At 70.7% G+C, this 19,569-nt stretch carries 10 protein-coding genes; 8 read left to right on the plus strand and 2 right to left on the minus strand.

The genetic code is table 11. The features are described from left to right. Positions 1-171 precede the first annotated feature (171 nt). The 7 genes from IPL40_16405 (at position 172) to IPL40_16435 (ending at position 13,607) form a co-directional block, all read left to right on the plus strand. Entirely contained in the window at positions 172-2,886 is a 2,715-nt protein-coding gene (locus IPL40_16405) for a pyruvate, phosphate dikinase (GenBank protein MBK8482720.1), read from the plus strand. Further along, positions 2,883-4,562 carry a hypothetical protein gene (locus IPL40_16410; GenBank protein MBK8482721.1) on the plus strand — a complete coding sequence of 560 codons (1,680 nt, stop codon included), beginning with the start codon at positions 2,883-2,885 and terminating at the stop codon, positions 4,560-4,562. The genes IPL40_16405 and IPL40_16410 overlap by 4 nt, the downstream gene beginning before the upstream one ends. Then, positions 4,559-7,936: a hypothetical protein gene (locus IPL40_16415; GenBank protein MBK8482722.1), complete on the plus strand. Its 3,378-nt coding sequence runs from the start codon at positions 4,559-4,561 to the stop codon at positions 7,934-7,936. Before IPL40_16410 ends, IPL40_16415 begins: the two co-directional genes overlap by 4 nt. Before the next feature lie 73 nt (positions 7,937-8,009). Next, positions 8,010-8,846 carry an SPOR domain-containing protein gene (locus IPL40_16420; protein ID MBK8482723.1) on the plus strand — a complete coding sequence of 279 codons (837 nt, stop codon included), beginning with the start codon at positions 8,010-8,012 and terminating at the stop codon, positions 8,844-8,846. A 79-nt stretch (positions 8,847-8,925) separates the two neighbouring features. Further along, complete coding sequence (mutS, locus tag IPL40_16425) at positions 8,926-11,640, plus strand: DNA mismatch repair protein MutS (protein MBK8482724.1); 2,715 nt, start codon at positions 8,926-8,928, stop codon at positions 11,638-11,640. Positions 11,641-11,659: 19 nt separating this feature from the next. After that, positions 11,660-12,586 (plus strand): DUF882 domain-containing protein, encoded by a 927-nt coding sequence (locus IPL40_16430; GenBank protein ID MBK8482725.1) that lies wholly within the window; start codon positions 11,660-11,662, stop codon positions 12,584-12,586. Positions 12,587-12,698: 112 nt separating this feature from the next. Further along, complete coding sequence (locus tag IPL40_16435; protein MBK8482726.1) at positions 12,699-13,607, plus strand: hypothetical protein; 909 nt, start codon at positions 12,699-12,701, stop codon at positions 13,605-13,607. Here IPL40_16435 and IPL40_16440 read toward each other — a convergent pair. After that, entirely contained in the window at positions 13,604-16,060 is a 2,457-nt protein-coding gene (locus IPL40_16440) for a transglycosylase domain-containing protein (GenBank protein ID MBK8482727.1), read from the minus strand. The genes IPL40_16435 and IPL40_16440 overlap by 4 nt on opposite strands. A gap of 29 nt (positions 16,061-16,089) precedes the next feature. After that, positions 16,090-17,148 carry a hypothetical protein gene (locus tag IPL40_16445; GenBank protein ID MBK8482728.1) on the minus strand — a complete coding sequence of 353 codons (1,059 nt, stop codon included), beginning with the start codon at positions 17,146-17,148 and terminating at the stop codon, positions 16,090-16,092. A 508-nt stretch (positions 17,149-17,656) separates the two neighbouring features. On the opposite strand from IPL40_16445, the gene IPL40_16450 reads away from it, so the two are divergent. Next, entirely contained in the window at positions 17,657-19,567 is a 1,911-nt protein-coding gene (locus IPL40_16450) for a hypothetical protein (GenBank protein MBK8482729.1), read from the plus strand. Positions 19,568-19,569 lie beyond the last annotated feature (2 nt).

Genomic DNA, 19,569 nt, shown 5'->3' on the forward strand with positions numbered 1-19,569 from the left:
GCAGGTAACGTTGACAGCGCCGATCGGGGAGTGATAAAGGTCCGCCACGCCGGCGTTCGTTTGCCGGCCAGAGCGTGTGCTGAGTACCCCGCGTTCGTTTCCGACCGCGGGTGAGGTGTTCTGAAGCTCGGGACCGCGAGCCGCGGCGCCCGAGGAGTGATGGAGGACGGGATGAGCGACGCGAAATACGTCTACGCCTTCGGCGCGGGCAAGGCCGACGGCAAGGCGGAGATGAAGAACCTGCTGGGTGGCAAGGGCGCCAACCTGGCCGAGATGACCAACCTCGGCATTCCGGTGCCCCCGGGCTTCACGATCACGACCGAGGTCTGCACCTACTACTACCAGCATGATCAGAGCTACCCGCCGGCGCTGAAGGCCGCCGTCGAGGCCGCCCTGCGCGGCGTCGAAGGGATCATGGGTCGCAAGTTCGGTGACACCCAGAATCCGCTGCTCTTCTCCGTGCGCTCCGGTGCGCGCAGCTCGATGCCGGGCATGATGGACACCGTGCTCAACCTGGGCCTCAACGACCAGACGGTCGCGGGGCTGATCAAGCAGACGCAGAACGAGCGCTTTGCCTACGACAGCTATCGCCGCTTCGTCAGCATGTACGGCGACGTGGTGCTCGGGCTGAAGCCCGAGGGCAAGCACGAGCAGGACCCCTTCGAGGTCATCCTCCACGCCAAGAAGCAGGAGCGCAACGTCAAGTCGGATACCGACCTGACGGCGGCAGACCTCAAGGACCTCGTCGCGCGCTTCAAGGCGGCGATCCTCAAGCGCACGGGGCATGCCTTCCCCGACAGCCCCGAGGAACAGCTCTGGGGTGCAGTCGGTGCCGTCTTCCGCTCCTGGCACAACGACCGCGCCAACGAGTACCGCCGCATGTATCGCATTCCTGAGGAGTGGGGCACGGCGGTCAACGTCCAGGCGATGGTCTTCGGCAACTCGGGCGACAACTCGGGCACGGGCGTGGCCTTCACCCGTGATCCGGCCACCGGCGAGAATCGCTTCTACGGTGAGTTCCTGATCAATGCACAGGGTGAGGATGTCGTCGCCGGCACGCGCACGCCGGAGCCGATCGTCAAGCTCCAGGAGCTGATGCCGAAGCCTTATGCCGAGCTGGTGGCGATTTATCAGCGCCTCGAGCGGCATTACCGCGACATGCAGGATATGGAGTTCACGATCGAGGACGGTCGCCTGTGGATGCTCCAGACGCGGGTCGGTAAGCGCACCGGTGCTGCGGCCATTCGCATCGCCGTCGAGATGGTCGACGAGGGCATCATCGACAAGAGCGAGGCCGTGCGGCGCGTCGATCCGGACCAGCTCAACCAGTTGCTGCGCCCGGTCTTCGACGTCGCCGACAAGGCTGCCGTGCTCAACGACGGCCGATTGTTGGCGACGGGCCTCAATGCCGGTCCCGGCGCGGCCTCGGGACGCGTCGTCTTTTCCGCTGCCGACGCAGTGGACTGGGCGAAGCGTGGTGAGCGCATCATCCTGGTGCGCATCGAGACCAGCCCGGAGGACATTGCCGGGATGAAGGCCGCCGAGGGCATTCTCACCGCGCAGGGCGGAATGACCTCGCACGCTGCGCTCGTCGCGCGGCAGATGGGCACCGTCTGTATCGTCGGCTGCTCGGCGCTGCAGATCGACTACAACGCGGGCAAAATGCAGGTGGGTGGCAAGGTCGTCAAGGAGGGCGATTGGCTCTCGATCGACGGCACGACCGGCGAGGTGATGCAGGGTCAGCTCAAGACGATCCCCTCGGAGGTGCTGCAGGTGCTGCTGCTGAAGAGCGCCACCCCCGAGAGCTCGCCCAACTACCAGCGCTACAGCAAGCTGATGTCCTGGGCCGACGAGCTGCGCACGATTCGCGTGCGCACCAACGCCGATATGCCCGATCAGGCCGCCGAGGCCCTGGCCTTCGGGGCCGAGGGCATCGGGCTCTGTCGTACCGAGCACATGTTCTTCGGTGGCGAGCGGATCAAGGCCTTCCGCAAGATGATCCTCTCGGAGACCCTCGAGGGTCGGCGTGAGGCCCTGGCGCGGCTGCTCCCGATCCAGCGCGCGGACTTCGAAGGCATCTTCCGCGCGATGCAGGACCGCCCGGTGACGGTGCGCCTGCTCGATCCGCCGCTGCACGAGTTCCTCCCGCAGAAGGAGGCGGATATCCTCGAGCTCGCCCGCGAGATGGAGGTGCCGCCGGAGAAGATCAGGGCGCGGGTGGCCTCGTTGCACGAGTTCAATCCGATGCTCGGTCACCGGGGGTGTCGCCTCGGCGTCAGCTATCCCGAGGTCTACACGATGCAGGTGCAGGCCATCGTCGAGGCCGCCTGCGCGGTGAAGAAGGCCGGGATCGACGTGCACCCCGAGATCATGATCCCGCTGGTGGGTCATGCGCAGGAGATGCAGCGGATGCGCGAACTCGCCCTGCGCGCCGCCGAGGGCGTGGTCAAGGAGATGCAGGTCAAGGTCGACTACATGATCGGGACCATGATCGAGCTGCCCAGGGCCTGCCTGGTGGCGGATAAGATCGCCGAGCACGCCGAGTTCTTCTCGTTCGGGACCAACGACCTGACGCAGACGACCTACGGCCTCTCGCGCGACGATGGCGGGCGCTTCCTCCCCGACTACCTCGATCGTGGCATCTATAAGATCGACCCCTTCGTCTCGATCGATCAGGAGGGCATGGGCCAGCTGATGCGGATGGGGCTGGAGAAGGGCCGCGCGCAGCGCAAGGGGCTGAAGGTCGGCATCTGCGGCGAACATGGCGGCGAGCCGGCGTCGGTGCGCTTCTGTCACCGGATCGGAATGGACTACGTCAGCTGTTCTCCCTACCGCGTGCCGATCGCACGCCTAGCCGCGGCGCAGGCGGCGCTGGGCGTCGAGTGATTCGGGCGCGCGCCGTGCTGGCCCGCCTCGGGGTCGGCGCGGCTGGCGCCAGGCTACTCTGCGGAGCCCTGGTCGTCGCCTTCGCCGGCGCTTGCGCCAGCGAGGAGCGCGGCACGCCTCCGCCGCGCGATACGATCTACTTTCCAAGTGGGTTGCTCCTCGATTGGGCCCGCGACGCGACCACCGGCGAGGCCGACCGGCGCCGTCCGCGCCTCTTGGTGACCAACGCCAACGCTGACCTGCGCTACAGCTCCGGAACGCTGACCGCGCTCGACCTTCGCGCCCTGCCGGACGATGTCAGCGCGACGGCTGCCGCGGTGGCCGAGCAGGCGCTGCGCTGTGCCCCTGACGCGATCGAGCTCGATCGCTGGCAGTGTCCGGCCGAGCAGTTTGTCGTGCCCTCCGCGACGCTTCGACTTGGAGACTTCCCTGGCGAGCTGCGCCTCCACGAGCTCGCCGGCAGCCGGCGCGTCCTGATCCCAGTCCGCGGGCAGAGCCAATTGATTTGGGCCGAGATCGTCGACCTGCCCGACGGCGGCGTCGATCTGCGCTGTCATGACGGCGTCAGCGCGGGCTGCGGCGGGATCGGACGCGACGTCGACTGCCCCATTTGGGAGTGCGACGCGGCGCATCGGGTCGCCACCTCGGAACGCACGGATGCGGCGATACCGCCGGAGCCCTTTGGCATCGAGGTCAACCCCGCCGTGGCGGTCCACCTGGCGGCGGATGGGAGCCGGCGCACCTGTCATGACGGGATCCGCCCCGCACCATCGTGCGCCTGTCCGCCGGAAGCGGCCTGCGCCGCCGGCCAGACCAGCAGTTGCTGCGAAGCACCGCCGGCGGATCTCGCCCACGTCTACCTCACGCACCTCGAAGGGGGCGAGGTATCGGTGCTGGCGTCCTCGGCCGCGGGGGTCGTGCTGCAGGACGAGCGTAGTGGCTTCTTCGGCGGAACGACGCCGGTGGGGGGCGGCTATGGCATCGCGATCAGTCGACCGGGTGATCTCGAGGCCCGCGTCTGGGTCAGCAGCCGCTTCGACAGCACGTTATCGTCCTTCGTGGTGCGGGACACGCGCCGCTTGATCATGACCGAGCGGCTGGCGCCAGCGGTGCTCGATCCAGGAAACGACCTCAGGGGCTTGGCCTTCGGCCCGGGGGCTGAGGTGCTCTATGTCGTTAGCCAGCAACCCTCGGCGCTGATCGCGCTGCAGATGGAGGCGACGCCAGGGGCGCCAAGCACCAGTACCGGCATCGGCCAGACGCTGTGGATCGCCGATCTTTGCGTGGGACCCTCCGCCCTCACGCTCGGCCCGAATCCCGTCGATTTGGACGACGCCGCGGCCCAGCTGGCCTACGTCACCTGCTTTGCCGAGGACACCATCGCCGTCGTCGACCTGACGCATGGGACGCTGGTCGGTCAGATCGCCACCGGGCGTGGGCCAACGACCCTCGCCCTCGACGTCGGCAGCATGCAGGCCTGTGTCGCGGCCGCTGACTGCCCTGACGTTGGAGCGCGTTGTGCTGGAGGCCGCTGCCTCCGCGAGCACGCGCGGGCCTTTGTCAGCAACTTCCTGGAAAACACCGTGGGGTTGATCGATCTCGATCCGCTGCATTCGACGTTCCAGCGGATGGTCTTGCGCCTCGGCACGCGCCGCGACCTGGTAGGCGATCTATGACGAGGACCTCGTCGAGTCGGCGGCGAGGGCCGCGGGCGCTGCTGCTGCCCGCCGGTCTCGGGCTGCTGCTGGGCGCCTGCGGCAGCGACCCCGTGCGCACCACGACGCTCAATCTCGGTCGTCCAAGTGCGCTGGCGCTGGCCTGCATGGGACGGGCGAGCGCGGGCGGGGGCCCGGTGGCGCAGCCCCTCGGGCAGTGCGCTGCGGCGACGAGCGCGAGCAGCGCAGCGCAGTCGTCGCTCTTCGGGCTGGTGGCCAATGGCAGTCGCGGGGACGTGGCCCTCTTCGTCACCACGACCGTCCAGGAGTCCCTGCTCGATCTCGACGCGAACGCAGGGTTCGGCATGGTGCCCGTCGGGGCGCAGCCGACGGATTTGCAGGCGAGCCAGGATGGCTGTCGCGCCGTCACCGCCAACGAGGGGTCGTGTGACCTGGCCGTCCTCGACGTGCCCGGGCTCGTCCGTGCCGCCTGCGCTTCTACCGTCAGACAGCCCGCTGAGTTGACGCGCGTCTGCCCGACGACGGCCGCCGCGAGCACCACGGTCGTGCGGCGCGTGATCCCGCGGACGGCCGCCGGTGCGCTGCTGGCGCGGCCCCATGAGCTTCGTCTGGTCCCCGAGGCCGGCGAGCGGCGCGATCCCGCGGCGGGCGAGGGGCAGCACTGCGCCTCCGACGCGCCCCTGCGTGCCTATGTAACCTTTCCGGCCTGTGGCCTCGTGGCCGAGATCGACCTCGTCACGGGGCTCTTGCTCCAGGGGCTGGTCTTGACGCCGGGCGGCTTCGAGTTGACGACGGAGCCGCGCTGCCCGCGGGAGTGCTCCCCGCACGGCGCGGGGCTCGGCCGCGTCGACGCTGGAGCGGCAGCCTCGGGCGACGGCCGGGTTGGGCCGAGGGCAGACGCTGGGGTCGCGGTGGGCGACCAAGGTGTAACCGACAGCCGGGTCGTGGGCGGCGGGCAGATCGGCGGCGACGGTGGCCTCGAGGACAGTGGGGCGCGCGACGGTGGCATGGCCGATGCGGCGCCCGGGACCGACAGTGGCCTCGCAGTCGCCGCTGCCGTGCTGCCCACGAGCCTCGCGCTGACGGAGGACGGTCGACGGCTCTTCGTGTCGTCGGCTGGCGCAGCCTTCCTCAGTGTGGTCGACGTCGGTGCTGACGGTCGCTTTAGCACGCCACGCCGGATCGTCCTCGAGGGGCCGGGGGCGCAGACCACGCGCCTACGGCTGAGCCCGCCGACGCGACGCTTCGGTCGCTTCGTCTACGCGATCGCGCGCGATCACACGGTGCGCGCGATTTCGGTCGAGCGTGAGCGCGAATGCGAGATGAACCTCGACCTGGTGCGCCTCGACGAGGCGCTGCCGATCGCGCAGGCGGGTTGCTTCGTCAGCGCCGAGGGACCGCCTCGGCGGCCGCTCGCCAGCGGGCCGGGGCTCGCGATCGGCCGGCTGGTGCCGCGCGACGTGGCCTTCGTCCAGGCCCTGCGCGCATCCGACACGACGGCGTCGACCACGAGCAACGCGACGGGGCCGCTCGTGACGCCGCTGGTCGGCACCTTCGCGCTGGTGGCCTACTCCGACGGCAGCGTCGTGGTCGTCGACCTCGAGGACGACAATTACGTCGACGCCGCCGCCGGAACGGTCTCGCGGCTGCACTTGCCTCACCGCCTGCGCAACCAAGAGCAGGGCCTGGCCGACGTCGGTCCGTCGGCCCAGGTGGCGACGATCAGCGGCGTCGGCAGCGGCGGGGTGCCGGTGGTGGTCAACACCCTGGGCGCCAGGGAGCTGGCGAATCAGGGGATCACGCTGCGGGCGCCCGGCGACGCGGTCGCGGCCGAGTGGCGGATGATCTACGAGCCGGCGTTGCTGGCGCGCGTCTCCGGCCAGCTGCTCCTGCGCGACGCCGAGTTTCTCCTCGACGATCGCGGCATCGACCTCTGCGCCCTCGGTGTGCACGGGCGTGAGGAGGAGGACGGTCGTCTGCGGCAGCACGGCGATATTCTGGCGCTGCTCGGCTGCCGCGACGACAACGACTGTCCCAGCGCGCAGCTTTGCCGCAAGCCGGTGGCGCAGCAGACAGATACCGGCCTTTGCCTCGACCGGGACCGCCAGGACGAGCAGTTTCGGCAGTGCAGCCCGTGGTTGCGCGGCGTGCGTGAGTTTCTTGTCCGCGAGGCACGCGCTGGCGAGGTGGTGCTCGATGCCTTGCCGGTCGAGCGCCAACCCGTGGTCAAGCAAGCGCTGCAGCCGGCCGGAGGGTGTCGCGACGACGGCGACTGCGCGCCGGATTTCTCCTGCGCCATCGAGGATCGCGCGCTGCCCGAGCGCCCGGAGCTGAGCCTGAGCCGCGGCGAGTGTTTTCGTGCCGGCTGCGCGCCCGAGGCCTCGCCGCCGGTGAGCTGTGCGGAGGGCGAGCTCTGCGCCCTCCCGCTGCACGGTGGGCCGCGGGTCTGCACCGGAGCGCCACCCCCGATCGATCCCCTGCCTGGCGAGGCGGCGCGCAGCTGCGCGGTCGACGCAGACTGCCGGCCGGCGGCGGCCGAGACGGGTCGCGCGTGTCAGCGCGCCAGTGATTGCCCAGACACGGCCAGCGAGTGCCGGCGGGTCAGCTCCGAGGCGCGGGATAAGACCTGTGTCGACCGCGGCTGGCGCTGCTCGCAGCTGCCTGGGCTGGCTGGGCGCTGCCTGCGTCCGAGCCCCTGCTTTTCGGGTCTGCAGCGCTACGAGGTGCGCGCCGGTCGGAGCTTCGTCCTGGGGAGCTTCTCGCGCTGGAGCGCCGACCCGCAGACGCGCGCCTGCCGCGCCGATCCCGCTGCCGATCCCTTGCTCGAGAATCGCCTCCCTCTCGCCGGCGCGAACTATCCGCTGCTGACCCTGCCGGTCTGCGCGCACACGCCGCTTCCCTTCGAGACGCCGCAACCCAACCCCTGTCTCGAGCGCCTCGCCGACCAGGGCTACACGGGCTTCAGCGCGAAGCAATCCGAGCAGGCGAGCGCCAGCGTGACCGAGTCCTCGCCGGCGACGGTATTGCACTTCAGCAACCCGCAGCTCGGTCTCAGCCTCGGTCTCAGCCATCTGGCCGATCGTGCGCTCAACGGCGCGGCCGGCGGCACCACGGGCCTGCGCGAACAACCACCGCTGCCGCAGCGGGGCCTGACGGTGGCGCTCACCCTGCGCAACGCCTACTCGCCCTTCGTCGCCCCGAATACCACGACGCAGCTCGCGCTGCCGGCGGCGCTCGTGACGGGCCCCGACGGCTACGTCTACATCGTGGACAGCGGCTTGCCGGCCGATCTTGCGACCTTTGGCGGCCAGGGTCAGGTGCGCCGAATGAGCCAGGCGGAAGCCGCGCTGCAGACCGACTTCCGCGTCCGCTGAAGCCCGCGACCCCGACCGCTTTTTTGCGCGGGTTTTCCCTGGCGGCTAGATTCGCCGGCGAGAGGTGAGCCTGATGCGCGACCAAGAGAAGTGGCGCGATCGCGTGGAGCTGTCGCTCGACAGCAGGCAGGTCTTTCTGCTCTTCGCCGGCGCTGCGGTCGTCCTCATCCTGGTCTTCGTCTTCGGCATCGCCGTGGGCAAACGGCTCGAGGGCGACGCCGTGCCGCAGGCCGAGACGGATCCGCTCGCGATCCTCGATCAGCTGAGCGCGGGCGAGCAGGACCATGGGGCGGCGCTGAGCTTTCCCGAGGCACTCACGGGCGGTGACAAGGGAGCCGCTGCGGGCGCGGCCGCGGGTGGAGCGCGACCCAGCCGATCGCCCTCGACGCCGCCAGACGAGGCCGCGTCGCCCAACGTGGCTCCGGCGCTCCCTGCGGCCACCGCGCCGCCGGCGCCGACGCTGGCCCGTGAGCTGGCCCGCGCATCGGCCCGCGCCGCCGCGGAGGCTACGCCCAATCCGCCCACGGCCCGATTCGCGCCGCCGCTGCCCGGGGCGCGCAGCCAGTCGGGCGTGAGCTCGGGCCTCCCCCGACCACAGGCTGCGGTGGCCGTCGCTGCGATCCCGGCCGCGATCCCGGCCGCGACCCCCACTGCGATCCCGGCCGCGCCACCTCGTGGCGGCTATACGCTGCAGGTCAGCGCCTTTCAGAGCGAGGTCGAAGCGAAGCAGTTCCTGCGCCAGCTCGAGCGCCGTGGGTTGCATCCGCAGCTCGTGCGCGCTGAGGTGCCGGATCGAGGCACCTGGTACCGTGTGCGCCTGGGTCAGTACAAGAGCTGGGAGCAGGCTGTTGCCGCCAAGGAGCAGTTCGAGCGTTCGAACGGCGTGATCGCGTACGTTACGCGCAACTAGCTCAGCTCGCCCGTCGGCACCGCGTCGTTCACCGGCCCGCGCTGGACGTGTTTGAGTCGTCGCGCAGGGAGCACACGTGATGGCAACGGGCGGGGTCGATACGCCGCTGATGCGGCAATACCTCGAGATCAAACAGCGCTATCCGGACGCGATGTTGCTGTTCCGGCTCGGCGACTTCTACGAGCTCTTCTTCGAGGACGCCGTCGTCGCCGCGCAGACCCTCGGGCTGACCCTGACCAGCCGGGAAAAGCATAAGCCCGAACCGATTCCGATGTGCGGCGTGCCGCATCACGCAGCCAAGGGCTACGTCCGCAAGTTGCTCGATGCCGGCTTCAAGGTCGCCATCTGCGAGCAGGTCGAGGACCCCCGGCTGGCGCGGGGGTTGACCCGCCGCGAGGTCACCGAGGTCGTCACGCCGGGCGTGGTGCTCGACACCGACCACCTCGATGCGCACTGCAACAACTTCCTCGTCGCGCTGCACGCCGACGGTGGCGTGACCGCTGGTCTCGCGGCGCTGGATCTCTCGACCTTCGAGCTGCGCCTGACGCAGCTCGACGATACGGCAGCCCTGCTGGACGAGCTGGCGCGTCTGCGCCCGAAAGAGGTGCTGCACGACGAGACGCTGGGTGACCGCCTGGACGCGCTGCGCGTCGCCGTCGGCGGTGTCTGGCAGAGCGTCTCGCCGCAGACGCCGCGACTGGCGGCGGAGGGCGCGCTGGCGCTGCTACGGGCCCAGAGCGACGCGCCGCTCGATCCCTCAGCGCTGGCGCGCGCCGGGCCGGCGATCATGGCCGCGGGCCTTGCGCTGCAGTACGCGGCGAGCACGCAGCCGATGCGCGGCGTGCCGGCCTGCCGGACCGTCTTCTATCAGCCGGCCGATCACCTGCAGCTCGACGAGGCGACACTCGTCAACCTCGAGGTGCTGAGCGCGAGTGCAGAGCGCACGACGCACGGTTCGCTGCTGTGGGTGCTCGACCGCACGACGACGCCGATGGGATCGCGCCTGCTGCGCCAGCTGCTGGCGCGCCCGCTGCGCGACCTGGCCGCGATCCGGCGGCGTCAGGATGCGGTCGCGCTGCTCGTCGACGAGCCCGCGCTGCGCCAGCCGACGCGCGAGGCCCTGCGAGCCGTCGGTGACCTCGAGCGCCTGACGGCGCGCGCGGTGCTCGAAGCGGCGACGCCGCGCGAGCTCAGTCGCCTCGGGCGTTCGCTGCTGCAACTCCCGGTGCTGGCCGCGGCGCTGCGCCAGGCCGCGGCTCACGTGCCGGCGCGCGAGCTGCCCGAGCTGCTGCGCTGGCCCGAGGACCTGCTCGCCGATGTTGCCGAGGCGCTTGAGCGCTCGCTGCTGGAGGACGCGCCGGCGACGGCGCGCGAGGGGAGTATCTTCCGCCCTGGCTTCCGCGCCGAGCTCGACGAGCTGGTGCAGCTGGCGGAGGGCGGCCGCGCGGCGATTGCGCGGCTCGAGGCGGCGCTGCGCGAGCGCACCGGCATCGGCTCGCTCAAGGTGCGCTTCAATCGCGTCGTCGGCTACTACATCGAGGTAACCAAGGCGAATCTGCGGCATGTGCCGCAGGACTTTCAACGCAAGCACAGCACGCTCAACGCCGAGCGCTTCACCACCCCCGAGTTGCAGGACTACGAGCTGCGCGTGCTCGGCGCGCAGGATCGGCGCAACGCGCTCGAGCAGCAGCTCTTCGAGCAGCTCCGGCGCGAGGTTGGCGCGCAGGCCGGGCGCATCAAGGCCGCCGCCGCGCGGTTGGGCTGGTTGGACGTGCTCTGCGCGCTGGCCGAGGTCGCAGAGGCCAACAACTACTGCCGACCGGTCGTCGACGATTCCTCGACGATCGAGATCGAGCAGGGGCGGCATCCGGTGGTCGAGCGTTTCCTTCCCGCCGGGCAATTCGTGCCCAACGATCTCGTGGTCGACGGCGCTAGCGGCGCGATGCTGATCATCACCGGCCCCAACATGGCCGGCAAGTCGACCGTCATTCGGCAGGTCGCGCTGATCAGCCTCTTGGCGCAGGTCGGCGCCTTCGTGCCCTGTCGCCGCGCCCGCCTCGGGCTGGTCGATCGAATCTTCACGCGGGTCGGAGCGAGCGACAACCTGGCGCGCGGGGAGAGCACCTTCATGGTCGAGATGCGTGAGTCGGCAGCGATCCTGCGCCACGCCAGCGCCCGCAGCCTGGTGATCCTCGACGAGATCGGTCGTGGCACCTCGACCTACGATGGCATCAGCATCGCCTGGGCCGTTGCCGAATACCTCCACGACCGCGTCGGCAGTCGCACGCTCTTCGCTACGCACTACCACGAGCTATGTCAGCTCGCGGCGGTTCGACCGCGCGTTCGCAATTACAGCGTGGCGGTGAAGGAGTGGCAGGGCCGCGTCGTCTTCTTGCACCAGCTCGTGGCGGGGCCCGCGAGCCGCTCCTACGGCATCGAGGTCGCGCGCCTCGCGGGGCTGCCGCCGCCCGTCATCGAGCGCGCGCGCCAGGTGCTTGCGGCGCTCGAAGGGACAGCGCCCGCGGCGGATCTTCCGCTCCATGATCGCCTGCGCAGTCCAGCGGCGGTGCCGCCGCTGAGTGCCCCCCTGAGTGCCCCCCTGAGTGCCCCCCTGAATGCGGCCGCGCGCGCCGAGCGGGCCATCGTCGCAGACCTCAGCGAAATCATCACTGAACGGCTGACGCCGCTGGAGGCGCTGACCCTGCTCGACGGTCTGGCGGCGCGTGCGCGGGCCGGTGGTGACGCGACGAGCTCAGCCCAGGCGCCAACCCGCGAATTTGACAGGCCCGATTAGCTGCCTTAGTGCTGGAGGAATGCACCGCTGGCTCTTGCGCACGGCGCTCGCGATCTTGCTCGGGGCGACGCTCCTCACGGGGGCGGGGGCCGGGGCGAGCGCGGCGCGGCGGCGCAGCGGCCCGGTCGATCGCTTTCCGCCGCTGGTGCTGATCAACGTCAATGCGCCCGGTCAACCGCGCCTGAGCCTTCGGCTCTACGATCGACGCGGCCGCCTTCAACGCGGGGTCGCGCGCCGTGTGGCGAGCTTCCTGCGCTGCCACCATACGGGTAAACGCCATGTGATCGCGCCGCGGCTGCTCGCGGAGGCCTATCGCGTCTTCCGTCGCTTCGGTCGGCGCCCGCTCCTGGTCTACAGCGCCTTTCGCGACCGCCGTGTCGCGCGCCTCAAGCGCAGCTTCCACACGCGGGGGCAAGCTCTGGACTTTCGGATCGAAGGGGTCAGCAATCGCCAGCTACGCGACTTCTTGCTCGCGTCGCGGCGCAATGTCGGCGTCGGTTACTACACCGGCTCGCCCTTCGTGCACCTCGACGTTCGCGATCGTCCGGCGTTCTGGGTCGACTTCAGCGGGCCGGGGGAGCCCGCGCGCTATGCGGCTGAGCCGCGCGCGGTGCTACTGGCCGAGCGTCGCGGAATCAGGCCCGGCGCGCTCGAAGCGCTGAGTCTCGCCCGCGTCACCCCGGCCCGAGCTGCCTCGAAGGATGCCGTCGCCGCAGTGGAACGCAGGGCCCCTGCCGATACGATCTTGATCAGCGCGGCAGGCGAGGCGATCGGCGTCGCCGGTGGCGTGGGGCGCGCGGCCGTCGCCCGAGGCGAGCTGGTGGCGCCCAGCGCGCAGCCGCTCGGTCCAGCGGCGACGGTGATCGCGTCGAGGCCCAGGCCGGAGGCCGGCGCCGACCGCGGCGGGGCGATTGCTCCACCGGCGCGGACGCCAGTGCTAGAGTGATGCAGTTGGAACTGGCGTTGCGGAGGCGACGGGGCCTGCAGTCCGGCGCTTCGCAGCGCCCTCCGGCGGGGATTCTGAACGGCGGCACCGCCATCGCGTCACGAGGTGACCCATGCAGGCAGGTTCGCGCAGCCGGTTAGGCGCTGCGCTGCTGACAGCAGCGTCGATCGCGCTGCTGAGCGCCTCCCCAGCGGCAGCGCGCGCCCGGCGCGCCACGGCCGCCCGCGGGGCCACCGCAGCGAGGCAGAGGACGACAGCGAGCCAGAGGCCGACGTCCGCCGCCGCCAAGGAGCTCGCGGCGCTGCTGGGCAAGTACCAGTGGGGCGCGTCTTCGGCCGAGGTACTGAAGCTGCTCGAGCAGGAGGTGCGGGCGGAGTTTGCGCCCAGCCTCGCCGAGACCAAGGAACCCCTGGAGCAGGATCGCCTGCGGCGGAAGCTGGCGGAGGCGATCGAGGTCCTGCGCAAGAACTACGTCAGCTTCGACGGGCAGGCCACGCCCTGGGACATCTCGTTGGTGGATAAGGAGTTCGCCCACCGCACGGGCGAGAGTCTGGCGGTTCGCTGGGGCAAACGCGACCGTCGCTTCTATTTCTTCCACGCGGGTCGGCTGTGGAAGATCTACATCGCCTTCAACAGCGACCTTTACCAGGGCAAGACCTTCGATGATTTCGCGGTCGTGATGGAGCGGCGTTTCGGGCCCGCGGAGCGTAAATTTCGCACGACGATCAAGGGCGAAGCCACCCCCGCCTACCTACGCTGGCCGCCGATCGATGGGACTGCCCTACGCGCGATCGACAACACTCAGTTCTTCGGCAACTTCTGTCTGGCCTTTGCCGACCAAGCCGGGCGCGCGCGCGTGCGCGAGGCACGTAAGTTGGTGCGTCGGCCACGCCAGCGCCGGGACGCGCTCGTCGAGAGCGTGTTGCGGCCGGTCGGTGGTGCCGGGGCGGTCGACGAAAACGTCGTCGATCGCCTGACGGGCCAGGTGACGGCCCCCACACGGCGTCCCGCAGCGCGTTAGTCGGCTCCACTCGCCGGCGGGCGTGTTTCATAGGTGCCGGGCTTGTAGAAGATCTCGACCGCGGGCTGACCTGGCCGCGGCGGGCCTCCGGAAAGGAGGTCGATCGTCGCGCGCTCGAGGCCGGGCGGCCGGAGCAGGGGCAGCTCGCGCTGAGGGCGCCGGCCGACGGCCGCGCGCATGAAGTTGGCCCAGAGCGGAATCGCCGCCGTGTAGCTCGCCTCCTTGGCGCCAAGCGGCCGTTCATTCGTGTCGTCACCGATCCAGGCCGTCGCCGCCCACTGCGAGCTGAAGCCGCTGAACCAGAGATCGAGCGTGTCGCTGCTGGTGCCGCCCTTGCCAGCGGTGGGGGCCGGCACGATGCGACAGCGCGCGGCGATGCCTGTGCGCACGGCATCGCGCAGGAGGGTCGTCGTCAGGAACGCGGTTCGCGCGTCGATGTCGCGGCTGGCTTCATCGCCGGCGGTAGCCCAGAGGCGGTCGAGCCGCTCGGCCTCGCTGAGCCACGGATCCTCGACGATCGTGTGATCTTCCAGGAGCGCGCCGCGCCGGTCGCGGAGTTGGCGCAGGTACTGCAAGTCGCGACGGGTTCCCCCGCGCGCGAAGGTGGCGAAGGCGCGGGTCAGCTCGTCCATGCGCACGCAGCTCGCACCGAGGGCCAGACCCTTGTCGGCCACGAGCTCCGTGCTGAAGCCGAGCCGTCGCGCCCAGGCAGCGGTGGCCTGCGCGCCGACCGCGGCGAGTAACTCGATCGAAGGGAGGTTGAGCGACCTGATCAGCGCGAAGTGCAGCGTTACTTCGCCGTTGAGCGTGCCGTGAATGTTTTGGGGGTTCCACGCCTCTCCCGGCTCGGGAACGTAGGGCTTGTCCTTGAGGATCGTGCCCATTGAGAAGCGGTCGCCGTCGAGGGCCAGCGAGTAGTAGATCGGCTTGAAGGTGCTCCCTGGCTGGCGGCAGGCCTGGCTCGTGCGATCGAAGGCGCTGCGGTCGAAGTCCAGCCCGCCGATGGCCGCCAGCACGTAGCCGCTCTGATGGTCGTAGAGCAGAAACGCGCCCTCGATTCTTGGGATCTGGTCCAGCGCCATCGTCGGCAGCGGATCGCGCACGGTGCCCCAGCTCTTGGGTCTGCTCGCTGGCGCTGGTGAGCTGACCCAGACCAGCTCGCCCGGATGCAGGGCTTCGCTGACCGCGGCGATCGTGCGCTCGTTCTCGGGATCGACGCGCGAATAGGGCGCCGCCCACGTCATCAACCCGAGCGGGATCGCGATCCGCCGCGAACCGATTCGCGCCAGGGCGCGGCGCTCGTCGACCTGATCGATCAGCGCGAGGTAGGGGCGATCGACGCGCAAGGTCTGCGGCGCGTAGATCGCTGTGATGCGCGAGAGGACCTGCTGGCGCTCCTCGGCGCTGGCGATCTGAGCGAGCGGTCCGCGCCAGCCCTGACGCTTGTCGAGCGCCCGCACCGCCTGCAGGGTCTTTTCGCGGGCCAACGCCAGGAGCCCGAGGTCGAGCGTCGTGCTGATCTCCCAGCCCGCGGAGGCCAGGCGTTCGGCGCCGTAGCGCTGCGTGAGCTGACGATGCACCCGCTCCGCGAAGTGGGGAGCGAGCCAGCGCAGGGGATCGGGATCGGCGGGGCGCCGCGCGAGGATCAGCGCTTCACGTTGCGCCTGCTCCGCCTCGCCCGCCGTGGTGTAGCCCGCGGCGACCATCGCCTGCAGCACCTGGGCGCGTCGCTCGCGGGCTCGCCGCGGGTTGACGCGCGGCGAGAAGCGCGAAGGCGCCTGCGCAAGGCCGGCCAAGAGGGCGCTCTGCGCCAACGTCAGCTGCGCCGGTTCCTTGCCGAAGTACTCTCGAGCCGCCGCGCGCACGCCGTAGGCGCGACTGCCGAGAAAAACGTGGTTCAGATAGTAGTAGAGGATTTCCTCTTTGGTGTGCCGCGCCTCGATGCGCCGCGCTAGGACGATCTCGTTCAGCTTGCGACCGATCGACCGCTCGGAGGAGAGGAGGGTCTTGGCCACCTGCTGCGTGATCGTGCTGCCGCCCTGGCGCACGCGGCCAGCGCGGAGGTTCGCCCACGCGGCGCGCGCGATACCGCGCAGGTCGACCCCGCCATGGTGATAGAAGTTGCGATCCTCGATCGCGATCAGCGCGTGCAGGAGGGTGGCGGGCAGCTCACCGATCGCCACGAGGTGGCGGCGCTCCTTGGCGTAGCGCGCCAGCAGCGTGCCGTCGCTGGCGCGGAGGCGGGACTCGATCGCCGCCGTCTCGCCGTAGCGGCGCAGATCCGGCGGCACGGGCCCCGTCGCGGCCAGCAGCAGATAACCCGCGGGAAGGGCGGCAGTGACGATCGCGAGCAGGGCGCAGGCTACAAAGCCGTAGAGCTTGAGCAGCCAATAGAGAAAGCCGCCCTCCGCCGGATTGGCGACGACCACGCGCTGCGTGCTGCCAGGGGGCATCCGAGAGCTCCGCCGCGGAGGGTGGGCGCTCAGAGCGCGAAGAGCGTCGGACGCGTCGCCTGCTGGGCCAGGCTCTCGAGCAGCGGCTTGCGGTCCTTTTCGACCAGCGCGCTGAGACTGAGCAGGGCCGAGAGGCGTGAGACGTAGAGCTCATGGGCCAAGAACCCCGGCTTGGCGCCGGCCACGGCCTGCCACTCCGCATCCGGGACGATCGGCACCACGAGGTTGGAGAGCAGCCCGCCCTTGGCCGGCTTGCCTGGGCGCCGCGACCAGGTCTTGGCGCCCCCACTGCGGACGAAGAAGCCCTGAATCTCGGATAACTTGCACTTCTTATCGGTGGTGGCTTGCTCGCTGCTGCAGTAGGGATCGCCGACCTCGACCAGCGATCCGAGGAAGAAGGACCCCTTGTCGTCGACCAGGACGATGCCGTTCTTCCGCTGCACGCTCTCCGCGCTCTCCTTGAGGTAGGTCTCGATCGCTCGCTGCTGGCTCTCCGCGTGATCGACGAAGTCCTCGACCGCGCGGACCAGACGCAGGGTGTTGTTGTAGTAGTTGAACAGACGGCTGATCAGCAGGTCGTCCATCATCGCGTAGTTGGTGCGAAAGAGCGTGTTCTCGACGCGGCGCATGCCCTCCGAGTTGGCGTAGGGTGACGAGGCCTGGAGATCTTTGAGCGCGGTCACGAGCGCGCTGTCGAAGGCGCGGCGCTGCGGGTTCCTCTGCAGGCTTTGGCGCACCGCGCTCCCAACTTGCTGGTCGAGCTGCGCCAGCTTCTCGACCTCCTGGTTGAGGCGCTGAGCATCAACGATCGTCCGGTTGTAGAGCTTGCGGGCGTGGAAGATGCTTCCCGACGCATGGCCCGCCACGAGGCCCAAGAGCAGGACGGCCAGCGCGCCGCCAAGCCACGGCCAGGGGCTTTGGGTCGGCTCAGGAATCGCCACGGGCGGACCGCGATCGACGATCAAGGGCGCGCGGCCGGTCGGCGTGGCGCTCGGCGCCGTCGCGAAGGGATCACGCCGCCGCTCCGGGGGCGGCGCGACCACCTGATACTGGCCTGTGGGGCCGATGCTCGGCGGCGGAATCACCATCGGCGTCGTCCCGGTCGGCGGGCGAAGGCCTGCTCCCACCGCGGGCTGAGCCGGTGAGGTCACCGCTTGTCCCGTCGATCCGGCCGGCGCGGGCTTGAGGCCAAGCCGAGCCTTCAAGTCGCTCAGGTCACCGGTCGGGCGCTTCGTATTCTCGTCCAAAGGATGTCCTCCATCTGCTGCCAGGCACGCATGCTGGGTGCGCATGCTGGGTGCATATGCACTCGGGCGCGCTCGCCGCGCCGTCGATTCCTGCCGGCCTGTGGTCCTGCCGGCCTGTGGCGCCGATCAGTGCTGGCCGAGCAAGCCGGGTGATCGCGGGCGCTTCGCGCTGTTAGGAAGTGAGCTGAGCAGCTAAACTCCGGCCGCGCCGTCTGGCCTCGGAGGCCTCGATCTCGGAACCCCTGATCTCGGAACCCTGGATCTAGGAACCATCGTTTGATCTAGGAACCATCGTTGGATGGGCTGCGGGGCTCGCCTTCCGCCAGCGGCCGGAGTCTAAGAACCGCCGATGATCGCTGTCAAGCCACCCCTCCGTACGCCGACGACCCTCGCGCTCCTCGTCGTGGCGCTCGCTGGCGTCGTCGCGCTCGTTGCCTGCGAAGGGTCGCGTTGGAGCGCCGCCAAACGCAGCGGCACAGTGGCGGCGTATCGCGCCTTCCTTGCGCGTCACCCGGCCGGCGGGCACGCGGCCGAGGCGGCGCGGGGCCTGGAACGCGCCACCTACCGCGCGGCGCGGCGCGCGGATCGACCGCTCGGCTATCGGCAATACCTCGATCGCTTCCCCGGGGGGCGCTTTGCGGTGGCGGCGCGCGAGCGACTCGGGCAGCTCGCCCTGCGGCGCGCCCGGTCGCTCGCCGACTTCGAGCTGGTGGTCGAGCGCTACGAGCAGACCCCGGCAGGTCGGGTGGCCGCCGCGCGACTGGTGTCGTTAGCGGCGCGGCGCGCGCTCCGGACGGGGAGCCCCGGGGCGCTGCGGGCCTTCCTGGCGCGCTATTCGGCGCAGCAGCCCTGGACCGCCCGCGTCCGGGAGGCGCTGGCGGGCGCGGCCTACGCACAGCTGGCCGACGACCCCTTGCAGCTGCTGGCCTTCGTGCGGCAGCATCCGGGCACGGCGTGGGCCGCGCGGGCCGATCAGCGGCTGGGCGCGGCGCTCGCGCGCGCGGTGGAGACGCGCGCGGATGCCACCGCCGTGGCGATCCTCGCCACGCGTTTTCCTGACGATCCCCGGCTGCCGGCCCTTCGGCGCCTGGTCTGGGAGCGCGAACGCGAGCAGGCGCTGATCGCCCTCGATCTGCGGCGCCTGCGGGTTCTGGCGCGCGCCGGCCCGCGCGAGCAAGCGGGCGAGCCGATCGTCAAATGGTGCGACGCCCATCCAAGCGCCTGCCGCAAGCTCGGCGACCTGGCCACCGCCGCGGGTCCCTGGCGACCGGAGGGTGGACCGGGCGCCTGGCGGCGCGCGCGCGAGCATGCGGATCCGCTGCGGCTCTGGGCCGCCGCGGAAGCGCTGGGCTGGAGCGAGGATCCGCTGGCCGGCGAGGGACTCGCGGCGCTGCTCGCGTCCACGCGCCTCGTCGAGGTCTGGCCGGCGGTCGAGGCGCTGAGGCATTGGCTCGGTCGCCGCGCGGCAGGCGATCGCGCGCGCTGGCTTCGCCCTCGCCTCGTGGCGCCCGAAGGCAACGCGGCCGCCGCGCCGGACGCCGCCCCGGCGGAGGCCGTCGCGGGCGAGCCCGAGCGCGAGCAGGGGGCGGCCGTCCTCGCGCTGCTCGGCGGCGGGGCGGCGCAGCGCAGCCTGGCCCTTCGCGCGCTGCGCCGCCGGGCGGAGCAAGGTGCGCATGCCCTCGCGGCCAGCTTCCTGCTGCTCTGCGCGCTGGAGCCGCGGCTGGCCACGGCGTCGGACCTCCAGCGTTTTCGCCGCGCGGCCGCGGCGCGCCTCGATCAGCTCGCTCAGGTGTTTCCGGCGGACCTCGTGCCCGAGGCCGAGTCCGCCGCGACGCTGGTGGAGCGCGAGCTCTTCGTGATCGAGCGCGGGCTCGCGTTGGCGGCGCCGGCGCTGGCCGACGCCAGCAAGTCGGCTGCCGACGACCCGGACCCGTTGCGACGACGCGCGAACGCGCTGCTGGCCGAATGGCGGGTTCAGCTCGGGCGCGCCTATCCAGGCTTCCAGCCGGCGGAGCGTCCATCGTCCGCGGCGACGGTGGCCGAGCATGAGGCTGGCCGCCACGCGGCCCTGCGCGTGCTGCTGCGAGAGCGCGGTCCAGCCGCGGCGGCCGTCGCGCAGGCGATCTGCGCGGCCGCCGCGCGCCGCGTCGCTGAGGTCGAGGGTGGTGAGACGATGCGTGCCGAGGCTGCCGCCCTGCTGCAAAGCCGACGCGCTGTCGAAGGGTCGCTGGCGGCGGCCTGCCGGCGCGCCGGACGCTGAGG

This window comes from Pseudomonadota bacterium (genome assembly GCA_016711215.1).
Lineage (GTDB): Bacteria > Myxococcota_A > Polyangia.

What these genes read in the sequence shown, in the direction of transcription:
- IPL40_16405 (MBK8482720.1), top strand. Translation starts at nt 172, where the DNA reads ATGAGCGACGCGAAATACGTCTACGCCTTCGGCGCGGGCAAGGCCGAC.
- IPL40_16415 (MBK8482722.1), top strand. Translation starts at nt 4,559, where the DNA reads ATGACGAGGACCTCGTCGAGTCGGCGGCGAGGGCCGCGGGCGCTGCTG.
- IPL40_16445 (MBK8482728.1), bottom strand. Translation starts at nt 17,148, where the DNA reads ATGGTGATTCCGCCGCCGAGCATCGGCCCCACAGGCCAGTATCAGGTG.
- mutS (MBK8482724.1), top strand. Translation starts at nt 8,926, where the DNA reads ATGGCAACGGGCGGGGTCGATACGCCGCTGATGCGGCAATACCTCGAG.
- IPL40_16435 (MBK8482726.1), top strand. Translation starts at nt 12,699, where the DNA reads ATGCAGGCAGGTTCGCGCAGCCGGTTAGGCGCTGCGCTGCTGACAGCA.
- IPL40_16420 (MBK8482723.1), top strand. Translation starts at nt 8,010, where the DNA reads ATGCGCGACCAAGAGAAGTGGCGCGATCGCGTGGAGCTGTCGCTCGAC.
- IPL40_16430 (MBK8482725.1), top strand. Translation starts at nt 11,660, where the DNA reads ATGCACCGCTGGCTCTTGCGCACGGCGCTCGCGATCTTGCTCGGGGCG.
- IPL40_16440 (MBK8482727.1), bottom strand. Translation starts at nt 16,060, where the DNA reads ATGCCCCCTGGCAGCACGCAGCGCGTGGTCGTCGCCAATCCGGCGGAG.
- IPL40_16450 (MBK8482729.1), top strand. Translation starts at nt 17,657, where the DNA reads ATGATCGCTGTCAAGCCACCCCTCCGTACGCCGACGACCCTCGCGCTC.